Genomic DNA, 16,630 nt, shown 5'->3' with positions numbered 1-16,630 from the left:
CGTGTTCCGGCGGCTCCGTCCGCCGGAAGGACGGTCGCGGCGGACCGCCCCGCCGTACGGAGCGTACGGCGGGGCGGGTGGACGGTGCCGGAGGCGCTCGGCGCGCCCGGGGTCAGGAGGCGCTGTTCGCCGCCTCGACCAGTGCGTCCTTCGTGACCGCGCCGACGTAGACCTTGCCGTCCTCCGTCAGCAGCGCGTTGACCAGGCGGGTCTTGAAGACCGTGCCCGAGCCGAACTTTCCGGTGACCTTGTCGCCCAGCGCGTCCAGGAACTGCTGGGCCTCGGCCGGTACTTCGCCCGACGCCTTCGAGGGCAGCCCGGTGCCGCCGGGGGTGCTGATCTCCGCGATCGCGTTCCAGCCCTCGCCGATGACCTTCGTGCCCTTGGCCCCCCGGTCCCCGGCGCCCAACTGGTCGGCGCCCGGGAACAGACCGTCGAGCCCCTTGCCCAGGCCCTTGTCCGGGCCCGTGCCCTTCTCGTGCTGCGCCTTGGCGTCGTCGGCCTCGGTCACCTCGGTGCCCTTGGGCGGGGTGAACGTGAACGAGGAGGCGGCCGGCTTCCCGAAGTCGACCTTGGTGAACCCGGCGTCGACGACGGGCTTGCCGCCGTCGCTCGCGAGCAGGGTGAACTTCAGCGGCACGCCGTTCTCCGCGTCGACCGCGACCGTGGCCGAACCGATCGTGGAGCCGCTCTGCTTCGGCTTGACGACCAGCTTGTACGCGTCGCGTCCGGCGACCCGGGTGGTGCCGTCGACCGTCACGGACGTGGTGGGGCCCGCCGTCTCCAGGAGCTGCTCGGCCAGCTCCTTCGGGGTGGCCGGCACGCCGTCGGGGGCGGGGTGCGCGGACTTCTTGCCGGAGTCCCGCGCGGACCGGTCCGCGGTGGCGTGGTAAGCCTGGTCGGAGCCGCTGTCGTACGCCCAGACCTCGTCGCCGTTGTGGATCAGGCTGTACTCCGAGGCGTTGCCCAGGATCGACAGCCGCTGCTTGTCGGGGCCGTCCGCGGCGACCCGGAGCGTGTGCGTGCCGGAGGCCAGCTCCGTCAGCCGCTCCTGCGGGTCGGCGCTCGAACCGCCCCGGCCGGACCCGCCGCCCTGGACGAACGCGTCGGCCAGGCCGCCGAGCGACGGGATGCCGAGGTCCGTGCTGATGCGTACCGTGCCGGAGAGCCGCTCGGTGTCCGAGGCGGCGATCTTCTCGACGAGTTCCTGTGCGGTGATCTTCGGCAGATCGGGGTCGCCGGTGCTCGCGAGCGCCGGCACGAGCCCGATCGTCGCGGCCGCCACTCCCGCCACTGCGACCGGGACGATGTAGCGCGCCGCCTTCCGACGGCCGGCGACGGTGCCCCTGGTCCCGCCGCCGTTGGTCTCTGCGCTGTCGTTCGGTGCCATGTGTGCCCTACCTCCGTGGTCGGCGGCTTCCGTCCGGTTGCACTCGTCCACTCCGTGCCGCCATTCTCACCGTCTTGGTCAGGAGTGGATGTTCTCCATCCGACCAAATCGGCGGGGCGAAAGCGTCAGCCCGCGGGAGCAACTCCGCCTACCTCTTCGGTATGACACCGCGCGGGTCCGTCTCCCCTGTCCCGTAGGGGACGTGCGACGGGGGTCCGGGACAGGCTCTCAGCCCGCCCGGTGCACCACCGCGTCGCACAGCTCCTCCAGCGCGGCCTTCGCGTGGTTCGCGGGCAGCGGCGCCAGCGTCGCCCGCGCCTCCTCCGCGTACCGGACGGTGTCCCGCCTGGCCTGCTCCAGCGCCGGGTGGGCGCGCAGCCTGCGCAGCGCCTCGGCGTGCCGGACGTCGTCCTCCAGGCCGCCGTCCAGCAGCGCGACGAGTTCCAGGTCCTCCGGCCGGCCGACGGTCGCCGCCCACTCCCGCAGGTGCAGCACGGGCAGGGTGGGGATGCCCTCGCGCAGGTCGGTGCCCGGGGTCTTGCCGGACTCGTGGGAGTCGGACGCGATGTCGAGCACGTCGTCGGCCAGCTGGAAGGCGACGCCGAGCCGCTCGCCGTACTGGGTGAGGATGTCGACGGTCGACCCGTGCGCGCCGGCCATCATCGCGCCGAACCGGCAGGCGACCGCGATCAGCGAGCCGGTCTTGCCGCGCAGCACCTCCAGGTAGTGCTCGATCGGGTCGCGGCCCTCGCCGGGGCCCGCGGTCTCCAGGATCTGGCCCGTGACCAGCCGTTCGAACGCCTCCGCCTGGATGCGTACGGCCTCCGGACCGAGGTCGGCCAGTATGTGCGAGGCGCGGGCGAAGAGGAAGTCGCCGGTCAGGACGGCCACCGAGTTGCCCCAGCGGCTGTTGGCGCTGTCGACGCCACGGCGCACGTCCGCCTCGTCCATCACGTCGTCGTGGTAGAGCGTGGCGAGGTGCGTCAGCTCGACGACGACGGCGGCGGGCACCACGCCCGGCGCGTCGGGGTTCCCGAACCGGGCGGCCAGCATCGCCAGCAGTGGCCTGAAACGTTTGCCTCCGGCGCGGACGAGATGCTGTGCGGCCTCCGTGATGAAGGGCACGTCGCTCTTGGTGGCATCGAGCAGCCCGGACTCGACAGCAGCCAACCCGGCCTGGACATCGGCCTCAAGAGCATGGTCCCGCACGCTCAGTCCGAACGGCCCGACGACGGTCACGAGGGGATCTCCTGTCTGCTGACGATCACACGGGATGTCGATGTGTCGCTGCCATCACTCAAGTCAGCGTATCCGGTCCCCTTTGGATCGCTGTGGGCGCCTTCCCGCCGCCGCCGGTATGTTCGTGATCAGCTCATACGATCAGGAGTCCCCCTTTTGTCCAACGCGGCAGCAAACACCGAACCGACTCAGCTTGCCCCCGGCGATGACCAGGCTTTTTTCGGCCAGCCTCGGGGGCTGATGACTCTCTCCGGCCTGGAGGTCTGGGAACGGTTCTCGTTCCTCGGCATGCAGGCGATTCTGGTTCTCTACTTCGCCGACACGGTCGCCCGCGGTGGCATGGGCATGGAGCCGGGCACCGCCGCGTCCGTCTCGGCCGCCTACGGCACCCTGGTCTACCTGGTCTCCGTGGCGGGCGGCTGGCTGGCCGACCGGATGCTTGGCTCGTACCGCGCCGTCCTGTACGGCGGCATCCTCATCGCCTGCGGGCATTACGCCATGGCGGTGCCCACCGACGCGATGACCTGGATCGGCCTGGGTCTGATCAGTGCCGGAACCGGCCTGCTCAAGCCCAATGTGGCCACCATGGTCGGCAAGCTCTACCGCACCGACGACGAGCGCCGCGACGCCGGCTTCGCCCTCTACTACATGGGCATCAACATCGGGGCGTTCCTCGGCCCGCTGGTCACCGGCTGGCTCGGCGACCACGCGAGCTGGCACTGGGGCTTCTCCGCCGCCGCCTTCGGCATGACCCTCGGTCTCGCCCAGTACGTACTGGGCCGACGTCACCTGGCCGGGCGAAAGCACGGCGCCGAATTCGCGCTGGCGCCGGAGCCGATGCGGCGCGCCGTGCGGCTCGTCGCGGCCGGGGCCGTCGTGGTCGCCGCCCTCGCCACCGCCCTGGCCCTGGCGGGGTGGCTCACCATGGACCGCTTCGTGAACCTGCTCACCCTCGTCTCGGTGATCGCGCCGGTCGTGTACTTCGCGGTGATGTTCCGCAGCCCGCAGGTCACGGGCGAGGAACGCGGCAGGCTGCGCCCGTACGTGGTGCTGTTCCTGGCCTCCGTCGTCTTCAACTTCATCCTGTTCCAGGCGTACTCGACGATGATGCTGCTCGCGTCGACCAACGCCCGCACCGAGATCCTCGGCTTCCACTTCCCGGCGAGCTGGTACGCCTCCGCGCTCGGCGCCTTCGAGGTGGCGCTCGCCCCGGTGGTCGCCATGGTCTGGGCCCGGATGGGCCCGCGCCAGCCGCACGCCTCCAACAAGATCGCGATCGGGGTGATCCTCGGCGGGCTGTCCTTCCTGCTGATGGTGCTCCCGACCTCGGGGCACTCCGGCGACACCTACAAGATGGCCGCCTGGTGGATCGTCGGCTCCTACCTGCTGCTCGGTCTCGGGGACGTCCTGCTGGAGACCTCCGGCATGTCCGCGACCACCAAGCTCGCCCCCAAGGCGTTCGCCAGCCAGACGATGGCGCTCTGGTTCCTCTCGCTGGCCCTCGCCAACGGCATCCAGGCCCAGGTCGTGAAGTTGTACGGCGAGGTCTCCAACGCCGCCTACTTCGGTGTCAACGGCACGATCGCGGTGGTGGCCGGTCTGGCCGTCGTCGCCGCCGCGCCCTGGCTCAAGCGCACCATGCACCCCGTCCACTGAGGTAACGCCATGCACATCCGCACCACGTTCCCGTACGAGACCACCCGTGAGGACGTCCGCATCCCGCTGCCGGACGGCACCCTGCTGTACGCCCGGATCTGGCGGCCCGTCACCGACGAACCGGTGCCCGCGCTCCTCGAATACCTGCCGTACCGGCTGAGCGACTGGACGGCGCCGCGCGACTGGCAGCGCCACCCCTGGTACGCGGGCCACGGCTACGCCTCCGTCCGGGTGGACGTGCGCGGCCACGGCAACAGCGAGGGCCTGCCGGGCGACGAGTACGACGCGACGGAACTGGCCGACGGCGTCGAGGTCGTCCACTGGCTGGCCCGGCAGGACTGGTGCTCCGGCCGGGTCGGCATGTTCGGCATCTCGTGGGGCGGCTTCAACTCGCTCCAGATCGCCGCACTGGCCCCCGAACCGCTGAAGGCGGTCGTGACCGTCTGCTCGACCGACGACCGCTACGACAACGACGTCCACTACATGGGCGGCTCGGTGCTCGCCGTCGACATGCACGCCTGGGCGGCCACCATGCTGGCCTTCGTCGCCCGGCCGCCGGACCCGGCGCAGGTCGGCGAGGGCTGGAAGGACATGTGGCGCAGACGGCTGGCGGCCGTCGACCCCTTCATCCACACCTGGCTGGCCCACCAGACCCGCGACGACTACTGGAAGCACGGCAGCGTCTGCGAGGACTACTCCGCGATCCGGGCGAACGTCCTCGCGGTGGGCGGCTGGCACGACCCGTACCGCGACACCGTCCTGCGGCTCGTCGAGCACCTCGACCCGGACCGGGTGCGCGGGCTGATCGGGCCCTGGTCGCACCAGTACCCGGACCGCGGGCTGCCGCCGGGCCCGTCGATCGGCTTCCTCCAGGAGACGCTGCGCTGGTGGGACCAGCACCTGAAGGACGAGGACACCGGCGTCATGTCCGAGCCGCTGCTGCGGGCCTGGATCAGCGATTCGCACCGCCCCGCCACGGTGTACGAGACGCTGCCGGGGCGCTGGGTGGGCGAGACCCACTGGCCGTCGCCGAACGTCACGCCGGTCGCGTACGCCCTCCAGGGCGGCCCGCAGATCGTCGACTCGCCGCAGCAGACCGGCCTGGACGCCGGGCGCTTCTTCCCGTTCGGCAACGACGCCGACCTGCCGCCCGACCAGCGCGACGAGGACGCCAAGTCGGTCTGCTTCGAATTCCCGGTCGAGGGCGACCCGATCGAGATCCTGGGCCGCCCCCGGGTGAAGCTGCGCATCCGGATGGACACCCCGCGCGGCCAGGCGATCGCCCGGCTCTGCGACGTCGCACCGGACGGCTCCTCCACCCTGGTCACCCGGGGCGCACTCAACCTGGGCGCCCGGCACGGCCGCGACCGCTCGGACGACTGGCCGGTCGGCGCGACCGAGGACGTCGCCTTCGAACTGAACGCCATCGGGCACACCTTCCCGCCCGGCCACCGGATCAGGCTCGCGGTCTCCTCCTCGTACTGGCCGTGGATCTGGCCGCAGGCCGGGTCGGCGGGGTTCGTCCTGGAGGCCGAGGGCAGCCTCGTCGAACTGCCGGTGCGCCGCCGCACCCAGGACCCGGGCATCCGCTTCGAGCGCCCGGAGCAGTCGGAACCGCTCGGTGTCGTCCACCCGGTGACGCTCGACGAGCAGCGCCCCGAACGGCTGGTGGTCCGCGACGTCGCCAAGGGCGAATGGCGGCTGGAGGTGGACCCGCGCTACGGCGGCACCCGCATCTACCCGGACGGCCTGGAGTTCACCGAGGACGCCCTGGAGACGTACACGATCCGGGAGGGCGACCCGCTCGGCGCACACGCCCGGTCCGACTGGGCGATCCGGCTGCACCGGCCGGAGATGGCCTGGGACGCCCGGATCGAGACCCGCTCCGAGACCACCGCGGACGCCACCGACTTCATCACGTCCAACGAGGTGATGTGCAAGGAGGGCGGTGAGGTGGTCTTCCACCGCACCTGGGAGAAGCGGATCCCGCGCACGGCCGGCTGAGAGCGTCTGCCGGTGGGCAGCGCGGGGGAAGGAGCGGGGCCGGGGTACGTGCATCGCGAGGCGGAGGATTGAATCATGGCGGAGCCATGGTGACGGACGACAACGCCGCGAGGTGCGTGCCCCGGCCCCGCGACGCCGCGAGGCCTACTGGCGGACGCTCTGAGCCACCGCCGTACCCCTTGCTCCCGGCAGGGGGACGGCGGAACTTTCCGGGCATCAGGAGCAGTTGGGGACACTCCCGCCGGGCGGTGGCACCCACGTAACGTGTCCCCCAAGCGACCTGGAAAGCGAGGCAGCAACACATGCCCGAGCAGAGCAGCCCGCTCGATCTGGCCGAGGGCGACCCCTTCGGTCCGCACAACCTTCCGTACGGAGTGTTCTCCACCCCCGACCACCCCGAGGACCGCCGGGTCGGCGTCCGCATCGGCAACCACGTCCTGGACGCCGGGGCCGCCGCGCACGCGCTCGGCTCGCCCTACGCGCAGCTCCTCGCCCAGCCGGACCTGACCGCGCTGCTGGCGGCGGGCCGCACCGCCTGGCGGGACGTCCGGCGGGCCCTGACCGCCTGGGTCACGGTCCCGGCGCACCGCGCGGACATCGAGCCGCTGCTGCACCCGCTCGACGCCGTGACGCTCCACCTGCCCTACGCGGTCGCGGACTACGTCGACTTCTACGCGAGCGAGAACCACGCCGCCAACGTCGGGCAGATCTTCCGGCCGAACGGCGAGGCGCTGACGCCCAACTGGAAGCACCTCCCGATCGGCTACCACGGCAGGTCCGGCACCGTCGTCGTGTCGGGCACGGACGTGGTGCGCCCGTCCGGCCAGCGCAAGGCGCCGACCGACGCGGCCCCCGTCTTCGGCCCCTCCGTCAAGCTGGACATCGAGGCCGAGGTCGGCTTCGTCGTCGGCGTCGGCTCCGAGCAGGGCACCCCGGTCCCGCTCGGCGGCTTCCGCGACCACGTCTTCGGGCTCTGCCTGCTCAACGACTGGTCGGCGCGGGACATCCAGGCCTGGGAGTACGTCCCGCTCGGCCCGTTCCTCGGCAAGTCCTTCGCCACGTCCGTCTCGGCCTGGGTGACCCCGCTGGAGGCGCTGGAGTCGGCCCGGACCGCACCCCCGGCCCGCGACTTCCCGCTGCTCCCCTATCTGGAGGACGCGGACGAGGACGAGGCCGGCGGCTTCGACCTGCGGATCTCCGTCGCGATCAACGGCCAGGTGGTCGCCGAGCCGCCGTTCGCCACCATGTACTGGACGGCGGCCCAGATGCTGGCCCAGATGACGGTGAACGGCGCGTCGCTGCGCACCGGCGACCTGTACGGCTCCGGCACGGTCAGCGGCGCCGAGCCCGGACAGCGCGGCTCCCTCCTGGAGCTGACCTGGAACGGCCGCGACCCGCTGGACCTCCCGGACGGCAAGCGCACGTTCCTGGAGGACGGCGACACGGTGACGATGACGGCCTGGGCACCGGGCCCGGACGGCACCCGGGTCGGGATCGGCGAGGTCACCGGGCGGATCGTGCCCGCGTCATGACACCGCCCGCCCCGGAGCTCACGCTCCCCGAGGAACTGCTGCTGCTCGCCCTGGATCCGCTGCGCGGCAAGCCGCTGTGCCGCGACCGCTTCCTGGGATACGGGACGGCGGGCGCGGCCCTGCGGGAGCTGGAGCTCCAGGGGCGGGTCGCCGAGGAGCACGGCCGCATACGGGTGATCGGCGCGCCCGCTCCCCCGGACCCCTTCCTGGCCCAGGTCCTGGGGAGCCTGCCGCCCCCGGGCGGGCCCGGGGGCGGCGTCGGCGCGCGGGGCTGGGTGCGGCAGGCCGGCCGGTACGCCGAGGAGCTGTGCGTGGAACACCTGGTGCGCCGCTCGGTCCTGCGCCGGGAGACCGGCCGTCTGCTGGGCCTGCTGCCGTACCACCGCCACCCGGCGACGGACCCGGCCCGGTCGCTCGCGGTCCGGGACCGTTTCACGGCCGCCGGGGCCGCCGGTTTCCCGGACCCGCGCAGCCGGGCCCTGGCCGCGCTGGTCTCGGCGATCGACCTGTCGGCCGAGGTGAGCCGGGGCGGCCTGCGCGGCCGCTGGGCGATGCGCGACCTGGTCCACGACGACTGGGCCGCGCACGCGGTGCACCAGAACGTCCGCCGGGACCAGTCGTCCGGGAACCGCAGCCCGGCCTTCGGCTCGAACGGCGGCTCGGACGACGACTGAGAGAACGGACATGCTGGGGGGACGCCCCGGAAACCCGCTGGTCAGCGACGTGCGGGGCGTTCACGCGTTCGGGGGAACCATGTCCTGTTCCCTGCGGATACGCTGGAAAGTCCCGCGAGACTCTGCGTCATGGGAGCACTGATGAGCGTCGAACCCGAGGCCCCCGAGCCGCGGTGGGCGGTTCCGCCCGTGGGCGGCTGGACCGCCGATGACCTGGACACACTCCCGAATCTGCCTCCGCACACGGAGCTGATCGACGGGAGTCTTGTTTTCGTGAGTCCGCAGACCTTGTTCCATTCGAGGGCAGTGAGCTTCTTCGAGTGGCAGTTGCAGTCGCTGTTGCCGCACGATCTTGAGGTCGTGCGCGAGTTCACCGTCGACATCGACATCCAGAACAGGCCCGAACCCGATGTGGTCGTCGTGCGCGCGGACGTGGTCGAGGGACTGAGGCAGACCCGCTTCCCCGCGGACAGTGTGCTGCTGGCCATCGAGGTCGTGTCCGAGGAATCCGTCACCCGGGACCGGGAGACCAAGCCCGTGAAGTACGCACGGGCGAAGATCCCGCACTACTGGCGGGTGGAGAACCACGACGACCGGGCGGTGGTCTACGTCTTCGAGCTGGAGCCGTCGACCGGGACCTACACCTCCACCGGCATCTTCCACGACCGGATGAAGGTCTCCGTCCCCTTCCCCGTCGACCTCGACCTCACCGCGATCACCGCGCGCCGCCGGGCGGCGGAGCCGCAGTAGGCCGTCCCGCCGCCCGCGCCACCGCCACCCGGCCCGTACCGCTCACTCGTACTCGGGCGGCTCCTCGTCCCAGCCGAACTCCGGGTCGTCGTCGGGAGCCGACGGCGCCGACGGGACCCGCGCGGCTTCCGGAGCCGGGGTCGGCACGGCTGCCGGGGTCGGCACAGCTTCCGGAGCCGGAGCCGGGGTCGTGCCGTCGGTCCCGAAGGTCGCCAGGACCTCCAGCACCCCTTCCCCGTACGTCGCCAGCTTCTTCTCGCCCAGGCCGCTGATCCCGCCCAGCGCGCTCACCGAATCCGGCCGCACCGTGGCGATCTCGCGCAGCGTCGCGTCGTGGAAGATGACGTACGCCGGGACGCCCTGCTCCTTCGCCCGCGCGCCGCGCCAGGCCCGCAGCGCCTCGAAGACGGGGACGGCCTCGGGCGCCAGCTCGGCCCCGGCCGCCTGCGACTTCGCCTTGCGCTCGCCCTTCGTGGACCGCGAGGCGGGCTTCGGGGCCTCCTTGCGCAGCAGCACCTCGCGTCCTCCGCCGAGGACCGAGCCGCTCTCCTCGGTCAGCACCAGCGTGCCGTACTCGCCCTCGACCGCGAGCAGCCCCTGGGCCAGCAACTGCCGTACCGCTCCGCGCCATTCGGCCTCGGTCAGCTCGCCGCCGATGCCGAAGACCGAGAGCTGGTCGTGGTCGAACTGGATGACCTTGGCGGTCTTGCGGCCGAGCAGGATGTCGACGATCTGGCCCGCGCCGAACTTCTGCCCCCGCTCCCGCTTCAGCCGCACCACGGTCGACAGCAGCTTCTGGGCGGCCACCGTGCCGTCCCAGTTCTCCGGCGGGGTGAGGCAGGTGTCGCAGTTGCCACAGGACGCCGCGCCCGGCTCCTGGCCGAAGTACCTCAGGAGCTGGGCGCGCCGGCACCGGACCGTCTCGCACAGGGCGAGCATCGAGTCGAGGTGGGAGGCGGCGCGGCGGCGGAAGGACTCGTCGCCCTCCCCGCCCTGGATGAGCTTGCGCTGCTGCACGACGTCCTGGAGGCCGTACGCCATCCAGGCCGTGGACGGCAGCCCGTCACGCCCGGCGCGGCCGGTCTCCTGGTAGTAGCCCTCGACCGATTTCGGCAGGTCGAGGTGGGCGACGAAACGGACGTCCGGCTTGTCGATGCCCATGCCGAAGGCGATGGTCGCGACGACGACCAGGCCCTCCTCGCGCAGGAACCGGGACTGGTGGGCGGCGCGGGTGCCCGCGTCGAGCCCCGCGTGGTACGGGACGGCCTCGATGCCGTTGCGGCAGAGGTACTCGGCGGTCTTCTCCGTCGAGTTGCGCGAGAGGCAGTAGACGATGCCGGCGTCCCCGGCGTGCTCCTCCTTGAGGAAGGAGAGCAGCTGCTTCTTCGGGTCGGCCTTGGGCACGATCCGGTACTGGATGTTGGGCCGGTCGAAACTGGCGACGAAGTGCTTGGCGTCGGGCATGCCCAGTCGCCGGGTGATCTCCTCGTGCGTGGCGGCGGTCGCGGTCGCCGTCAGGGCGATGCGCGGCACCTCGGGCCAGCGCTCGCCAAGGACCGACAGGGCCAGGTAGTCCGGGCGGAAGTCGTGGCCCCACTGGGCCACGCAGTGCGCCTCGTCGATCGCGAAGACGGAGACCTCGCCGCGGGAGAGCAGCGCCAGCGTGGAGTCGAGGCGGAGCCGTTCCGGAGCCAGGTAGAGCAGGTCGAGCTCACCGGCGACGAACTGCGCCTCCATCGAGCGGCGCTCGTCGAAGTCCTGTGTCGAGTTGATGAAACCGGCACGCACGCCGAGCGCCCGCAGGGCGTCCACCTGGTCCTGCATCAGGGCGATCAGCGGGGAGACGACGACGCCCGTGCCCGCTCTGACCAGGGACGGGATCTGGTAGCAGAGGGACTTGCCGCCGCCGGTCGGCATGAGGACCACGGCGTCCCCGCCGGCCACCACGTGGTCGACGATCGCTTCCTGCTCGCCGCGGAACGCCTCGTATCCGAACACCCGGTGCAGCGTCCGTCGTGCGTCGCTCTCGGTCACATCCATGGTTCCGCCCGTCGTGCCCATCGTCCTGTCCCGGCTCCGTCCGCGGCTCGTCCTCGTCGCCGCCGTCCCCTGCCACGATAGGCGCCGCCTACGACAACGCCGGACGGGCTTGACTTCCAGGGCCCGTCCGGCGTCGTCGCTGCTGTGCGCGGGGTGCTACCGCACGAAGACTCCCGCCTGGCTCGCCAGGTCCAGGAAGTACTGCGGGGCCAGGCCCAGCACCAGGGTGACGGCGACGCCGACCGCGATCGTGGTCATCGTCAGCGGGGACGGGACGGCGACCGTCGGGCCCTCCGCCTTCGGCTCGCTGAAGAACATCAGCACGATGACCCGGATGTAGAAGAACGCGGCGATGGCCGAGGAGATCACACCGACCACGACCAGACCGCTCGCACCGCCGTCCGCCGCCGCCTTGAAGACGGCGAACTTTCCGGAGAAACCGGAGGTGAGCGGGATGCCCGCGAAGGCCAGCAGGTACACCGCGAAGACCGCGGCGACCAGTGGCGAGCGGCGGCCGAGCCCGGCCCACTTCGACAGGTGCGTCGCCTCCCCGCCCGCGTCGCGCACCAGGGTGACCACGGCGAACGCGCCGACCGTCACGAAGGAGTACGCGCCCAGGTAGAAGAGGACCGACGAGATGCCGGCCGGGGTCGCCGCGATCACACCGGCGAGGATGAAACCGGCGTGGGCGATCGAGGAGTAGGCGAGCAGCCGCTTGATGTCGGTCTGGGTGATGGCGACGATCGCACCGCCCAGCATCGTGACGATCGCGACGCCCCACATCACCGGGCGCCAGTCCCAGACGAGCCCCGGCAGCACCACGTACAGCAGGCGCAGCAGCGCACCGAACGCGGCGACCTTGGTGGCCGCGGCCATGAAGCCGGTGACCGGGGTCGGGGCGCCCTGGTAGACGTCCGGGGTCCACATGTGGAACGGGACGGCGCCGACCTTGAAGAGCAGACCGGTCAGGACCATCGCGCCGCCGATCAGGAGCAGCGCGTCGTTGCCCATGGTGGCGGCGAGCGCCGGGTCGACCCGGGTGACGGAGCCGTCGACGACGCTCGCGACGACTCCGTACGAGACGGAGCCCGCGTACCCGTACAGCAGGGCGATCCCGAAGAGGAAGAACGCCGAGGAGAACGCGCCGAGCAGGAAGTACTTCACCGCGGCCTCCTGCGACATCAGCCGCTTGCGGCGGGCGACGGCGCAGAGGAGGTAGAGCGGGAGGGAGAAGACCTCCAGGGCCACGAAGAGCGTCAGCAGGTCGTTGGCCGCGGGGAAGACCAGCATGCCGGCCACCGAGAACAGGACCAGCGGGAAGACCTCGGTGGTGGTGAATCCGGCCTTGACCGCGGCCTTCTCGCTGTCGCTGCCGGGGACCGAGGCGGCCTGGGCGGCGAAGGAGTCCACCCTGTTGCCGTGCGCGGCGGGGTCGAGGCGGCGCTCGGCGAAGGTGAAGACGGCGACCAGCGACGTCAGCAGGATGGTGCCCTGCAGGAACAGCGTCGGCCCGTCGATCGCGATGGCGCCCATCGCGGCGATGTGCGCCTTCGTCGTGGCGTATCCCCCGGCGGCCAGGCCGACGACCGCGGCGAACGCGGCGGCCAGGGCGACGACCGTCAGGAAGACCTGGGTGTGGTAGCGGGCCCGGCGCGGCACGAAGGCCTCGACGAGCACGCCCACGACGGCCACACCGATCACGATGAGGACCGGCATCAGCTGGGTGTACTCGATGACCGGGGCCTGGAACCTCTCGCCCGGGGCGGCCGTTGTCGTCCCGCCCGCCGTCGTCCACAAGCTGTGGACAGCTGTTGCGCTCACTTGGCGGCCTCCACCTCAGGCTGGGGGTCCTTCTTCTGGACGTCCGACATGGTGTGCTGCACCGCCGGGTTGACGATCTCGGTCAGCGGCTTCGGGTAGACGCCCAGGAAGAGCAGCAGTGCGATCAGCGGCAGGACCACCGTCAGTTCCCTGACCTTGAGGTCCGCCATGCCTTGGACCTCGGCCTTCACCGGGCCCGTCATCGTCCGCTGGTAGAGGACGAGGACGTAGAGCGCGGCGAGCACGATGCCGGTCGTGGCGACGATGCCCGCCGCCGGGTAGACGCTGAACGCGCCGACCAGGACCAGGAACTCGCTGACGAACGGGGCGAGTCCGGGCAGCGACAGGGTGGCCAGACCGCCGATCAGGAAGGTGCCGGCCAGGACGGGCGCCACCTTCTGCACCCCGCCGTAGTCGGCGATGAGCCGCGAGCCGCGCCGGGTGATCAGGAAGCCCGCCACCAGCATCAGCGCCGCGGTCGAGATGCCGTGGTTGACCATGTAGAGCGTGGCGCCGGACTGGCCCTGGCTGGTCATCGCGAAGATGCCCAGGATGATGAAGCCGAAGTGCGAGATCGACGCGTAGGCGATCAGCCGCTTGATGTCGCGCTGGCCGACGGCGAGCAGCGCCCCGTACACGATGCTGATCAGCGCCAGGACGACGATCACCGGCGTCGCCCACTTGCTGGCCTCCGGGAAGAGCTGGAGGCAGAAGCGGAGCATCGCGAAGGTGCCGACCTTGTCGACGACCGCGGTGATCAGGACGGCGACCGGGGAGGTCGCCTCGCCCATGGCGTTGGGCAGCCAGGTGTGCAGCGGCCACAGCGGGGCCTTCACCGCGAAGGCGAAGAAGAACCCGAGGAACAGCCAGCGTTCGGTGCCGGTCGCCATGGACAGCGAGCCGTTGGCGCGGGCCTCGGCGATCTCGGAGAGCGAGAACGTCCCCGCGACCACGTACAGCCCGATCACGGCGGCCAGCATGATCAGGCCGCCGGCCAGGTTGTAGAGGAGGAACTTGACCGCGGCGTACGAGCGCTGGGCCGCCGCGTTCTCGTCGCTGCCGCTGTGTGCCCGGTCCCCGAAGCCGCCGATGAGGAAGTACATCGGGATGAGCATGGCTTCGAAGAGGATGTAGAAGAGGAAGACGTCGGTGGCCTCGAAGGAGAGGATCACCATCGCCTCGACCATCAGGATCAGGGCGAAGAAGCCCTGCGTCGGGCGCCAGCGCGAGGAGCTGGTCTCCAGGGGGTCGGCGTCGTGCCAGGCCGCCAGGACGACGAAGGGGATCAGCAGCGCGGTGAGCGCCATGAGCGCCACCCCGATGCCGTCCACGCCCAGCTCGTAGCGGACGCCGAAGTCCTTGATCCAGGCGTGCGATTCGGTGAGCTGGTAGCGGTCGCCGCCGGGCTCGAAGCGGGCGAGCGCGACGCCCGCCAGGACGAGCGTGGCCAGGGAGAAGACCAGCGCCGTCCATTTGGCGGCGGTGCGCCTGGCGGCCGGGACGGCGGCGGTGGCGACCGCACCGATCGCCGGGAGTGCCGCCGTCGCTGTCAGGAGGGGAAAGGACATGGTGATCAGACCGCCCTCATCAGCAGGGTCGCGGCGATGACGATCGCCGTACCGCCGAACATCGAGACCGCGTAGGAGCGGGCGTAGCCGTTCTGCAGCTTGCGCAGCCGGCCGGAGAGCCCGCCCATCGAGGCGGCCGTGCCGTTGACGACGCCGTCGACCAGGGTGTGGTCGACGTACACCAGGGAGCGGGTGAGGTGCTCGCCGCCGCGGACCAGGACCACGTGGTTGAAGTCGTCCTGGAGGAGGTCGCGGCGGGCGGCCCGGGTGAGCAGCGAGCCGCGCGGGGCGACGACCGGAACGGGCTTGCGGCCGTACATCGCCCAGGCGATGGCGACGCCGATGGCGAGTACCACCATGGTGGCGGCGGTGATCGTCGTGGCGCTGACCGGGGCGTGTCCGTGGCTGTGGCCGGTGACCGGCTCCAGCCAGTTCAGGAAGCGGTCGCCGATGGAGAAGAGGCCGCCCGCGAAGACCGACCCGAACGCGAGGACGATCATGGGGATGGTCATCGACTTCGGGGACTCGTGCGGGTGGGGCTCGGCGTGCTCACCGCGGGTCTCGGCCGCCGGCTCGACGTCCGTCTCGGCGGGCGACGGCGTCGACGTCCGCCACCGCTCCTCGCCGAAGAACGTCAGCAGCATCACACGCGTCATGTAGAACGCGGTGATCGCGGCGCCCAGCAGGGCCACCGAGCCGAGGATCCAGCCCTCGGTGCCGCCCTTGGCGAAGGCCGCCTCGATGATCTTGTCCTTGGAGAAGAAGCCGGACAGGCCGGGGAAGCCGATGATCGCCAGGTAGCCGAGGCCGAAGGTGATGAAGGTGACCGGCATGTACTTGCGCAGTCCGCCGTACCTGCGCATGTCGACCTCGTCGTTCATGCCGTGCATGACCGAACCGGCGCCGAGGAAGAGCCCGGCCTTGAAGAAGCCGTGCGTCACCAGGTGCATGATCGCGAAGACGTAGCCGATCGGGCCGAGCCCGGCAGCCAGGATCATGTAGCCGATCTGCGACATCGTCGACCCGGCGAGGGCCTTCTTGATGTCGTCCTTCGCACAACCGACGATCGCACCGAAGAGCAGCGTGACCGCTCCGACGATCACGACGACCAGCTGCGCATCCGGGGCGGCGTTGAAGATCGCGCCGGACCGGACGATGAGGTACACACCCGCGGTCACCATGGTCGCGGCGTGGATGAGGGCCGAGACCGGGGTCGGGCCCTCCATCGCGTCACCGAGCCAGGACTGCAGCGGCACCTGGGCCGACTTGCCGCAGGCCGCGAGCAGCAGCATCAGACCGATCGCCGTCAGCTTGCCCTCGCTCGCCCGGCCCGTCGCCTCCAGGACGGGCCCGAAGGCGAACGTGCCGAAGGTGGTGAACATCAGCATGATCGCGATCGACAGGCCCATGTCGCCGACGCGGTTGACCAGGAACGCCTTCTTGGCGGCCGTGGCCGCGCTGGGCTTGTGCTGCCAGAAGCCGATCAGCAGGTACGACGCCAGACCGACGCCCTCCCACCCGGCGTACAGCAGCAGGTAGTTGTCGGCCAGGACCAGCAGCAGCATCGCCGCGAGGAACAGGTTCAGATAGCCGAAGAAGCGGCGACGGCGCTCGTCGTGCTCCATGTAGCCGATCGAGTAGATGTGGATCAGGGTGCCCACACCGGTGATCAGCAGCACGAACGTCATCGACAACTGGTCGAGCTGGAAGGCCACGTCGGCCTGGAAGCTCTCGACCGGAACCCAGCTGAACAGCTTCTGGTGCAGCGTCCGGTCCTCGGCGCCCCTCCCCAGCAGGTCGAGGAAGAGCACGACACCGATGACGAACGACGCGGCGGCGAGCAGGGTGCCGAGCCAGTGTCCGGCGCGGTCCAGCCGTCGGCCGCCGCAGAGCAGGACCGCCGCTCCGAGCAGAGGCGCCGCGACGAGCAGCGCAATCAGATTCTCCACGATTCAA

11 protein-coding genes are annotated in these 16,630 nt (G+C 71.1%); 5 read left to right on the top strand and 6 right to left on the bottom strand.

Going from position 1 to position 16,630, the window contains the following annotated elements:
• Positions 1-112: 112 nt before the first annotated feature.
• Complete coding sequence (locus ACWCXX_RS03735; protein ID WP_451123934.1) at positions 113-1,390, bottom strand: LolA family protein; 1,278 nt, start codon at positions 1,388-1,390, stop codon at positions 113-115.
• 228 nt (positions 1,391-1,618) lie between these two features.
• Positions 1,619-2,629: a polyprenyl synthetase family protein gene (locus ACWCXX_RS03730; RefSeq protein WP_451123932.1), complete on the bottom strand. Its 1,011-nt coding sequence runs from the start codon at positions 2,627-2,629 to the stop codon at positions 1,619-1,621.
• A gap of 156 nt (positions 2,630-2,785) precedes the next feature.
• Here ACWCXX_RS03730 and ACWCXX_RS03725 point away from each other — a divergent pair, with 156 nt between their 5' ends.
• The 5 genes from ACWCXX_RS03725 to ACWCXX_RS03705 all read left to right on the top strand — a co-directional run bounded on the left by ACWCXX_RS03725 (position 2,786) and on the right by ACWCXX_RS03705 (position 9,245).
• Complete coding sequence (locus tag ACWCXX_RS03725; RefSeq protein ID WP_451123930.1) at positions 2,786-4,285, top strand: peptide MFS transporter; 1,500 nt, start codon at positions 2,786-2,788, stop codon at positions 4,283-4,285.
• A gap of 9 nt (positions 4,286-4,294) precedes the next feature.
• A complete protein-coding gene (locus tag ACWCXX_RS03720) occupies positions 4,295-6,289 on the top strand; it encodes a CocE/NonD family hydrolase (protein WP_451123928.1) in 1,995 nt (664 codons plus the stop codon).
• Positions 6,290-6,591: 302 nt separating this feature from the next.
• Positions 6,592-7,821: a fumarylacetoacetase gene (fahA, locus tag ACWCXX_RS03715; protein ID WP_451123926.1), complete on the top strand. Its 1,230-nt coding sequence runs from the start codon at positions 6,592-6,594 to the stop codon at positions 7,819-7,821.
• The gene (locus ACWCXX_RS03710) at positions 7,818-8,495 is read left to right on the top strand and encodes a GOLPH3/VPS74 family protein (RefSeq protein ID WP_451123924.1); all 678 of its coding nucleotides are present in this window, start codon (positions 7,818-7,820) and stop codon (positions 8,493-8,495) included. Before fahA ends, ACWCXX_RS03710 begins: the two co-directional genes overlap by 4 nt.
• A gap of 141 nt (positions 8,496-8,636) precedes the next feature.
• Positions 8,637-9,245, top strand: coding sequence for a Uma2 family endonuclease (locus tag ACWCXX_RS03705; protein WP_451124368.1), 609 nt, complete (start codon positions 8,637-8,639; stop codon positions 9,243-9,245).
• A 42-nt stretch (positions 9,246-9,287) separates the two neighbouring features.
• On the opposite strand, the gene recQ is transcribed toward ACWCXX_RS03705, so the two are convergent.
• The 4 genes from recQ to nuoL all read right to left on the bottom strand — a co-directional run bounded on the left by recQ (position 9,288) and on the right by nuoL (position 16,623).
• Positions 9,288-11,285: a DNA helicase RecQ gene (gene recQ, locus ACWCXX_RS03700; protein ID WP_451123922.1), complete on the bottom strand. Its 1,998-nt coding sequence runs from the start codon at positions 11,283-11,285 to the stop codon at positions 9,288-9,290.
• 156 nt (positions 11,286-11,441) lie between these two features.
• Positions 11,442-13,106 (bottom strand): NADH-quinone oxidoreductase subunit NuoN, encoded by a 1,665-nt coding sequence (gene nuoN, locus ACWCXX_RS03695; protein ID WP_451123920.1) that lies wholly within the window; start codon positions 13,104-13,106, stop codon positions 11,442-11,444.
• A complete protein-coding gene (locus ACWCXX_RS03690) occupies positions 13,103-14,674 on the bottom strand; it encodes an NADH-quinone oxidoreductase subunit M (RefSeq protein ID WP_451123918.1) in 1,572 nt (523 codons plus the stop codon). Before ACWCXX_RS03690 ends, nuoN begins: the two co-directional genes overlap by 4 nt.
• 5 nt (positions 14,675-14,679) lie before the next feature.
• On the bottom strand, positions 14,680-16,623 hold the full coding sequence (gene nuoL / locus ACWCXX_RS03685) for an NADH-quinone oxidoreductase subunit L (RefSeq protein WP_451123916.1): 1,944 nt from the start codon (positions 16,621-16,623) through the stop codon (positions 14,680-14,682).
• Between the last annotated feature and the right edge of the window lie 7 nt (positions 16,624-16,630).

Source organism: Streptomyces sp. NPDC001732 (assembly GCF_053596315.1).
The sequence above is the reverse complement of the archived record's forward strand: the minus strand, read 5'-3'. Positions and strand labels throughout refer to the sequence as shown.

Coding starts and splice junctions, on each gene's coding strand:
- ACWCXX_RS03705 (WP_451124368.1), top strand. CDS start 8,637: ATGAGCGTCGAACCCGAGGCCCCCGAGCCGCGGTGGGCGGTTCCGCCC.
- ACWCXX_RS03720 (WP_451123928.1), top strand. CDS start 4,295: ATGCACATCCGCACCACGTTCCCGTACGAGACCACCCGTGAGGACGTC.
- recQ (WP_451123922.1), bottom strand. CDS start 11,285: ATGGATGTGACCGAGAGCGACGCACGACGGACGCTGCACCGGGTGTTC.
- ACWCXX_RS03735 (WP_451123934.1), bottom strand. CDS start 1,390: ATGGCACCGAACGACAGCGCAGAGACCAACGGCGGCGGGACCAGGGGC.
- ACWCXX_RS03710 (WP_451123924.1), top strand. CDS start 7,818: ATGACACCGCCCGCCCCGGAGCTCACGCTCCCCGAGGAACTGCTGCTG.
- ACWCXX_RS03690 (WP_451123918.1), bottom strand. CDS start 14,674: ATGTCCTTTCCCCTCCTGACAGCGACGGCGGCACTCCCGGCGATCGGT.
- fahA (WP_451123926.1), top strand. CDS start 6,592: ATGCCCGAGCAGAGCAGCCCGCTCGATCTGGCCGAGGGCGACCCCTTC.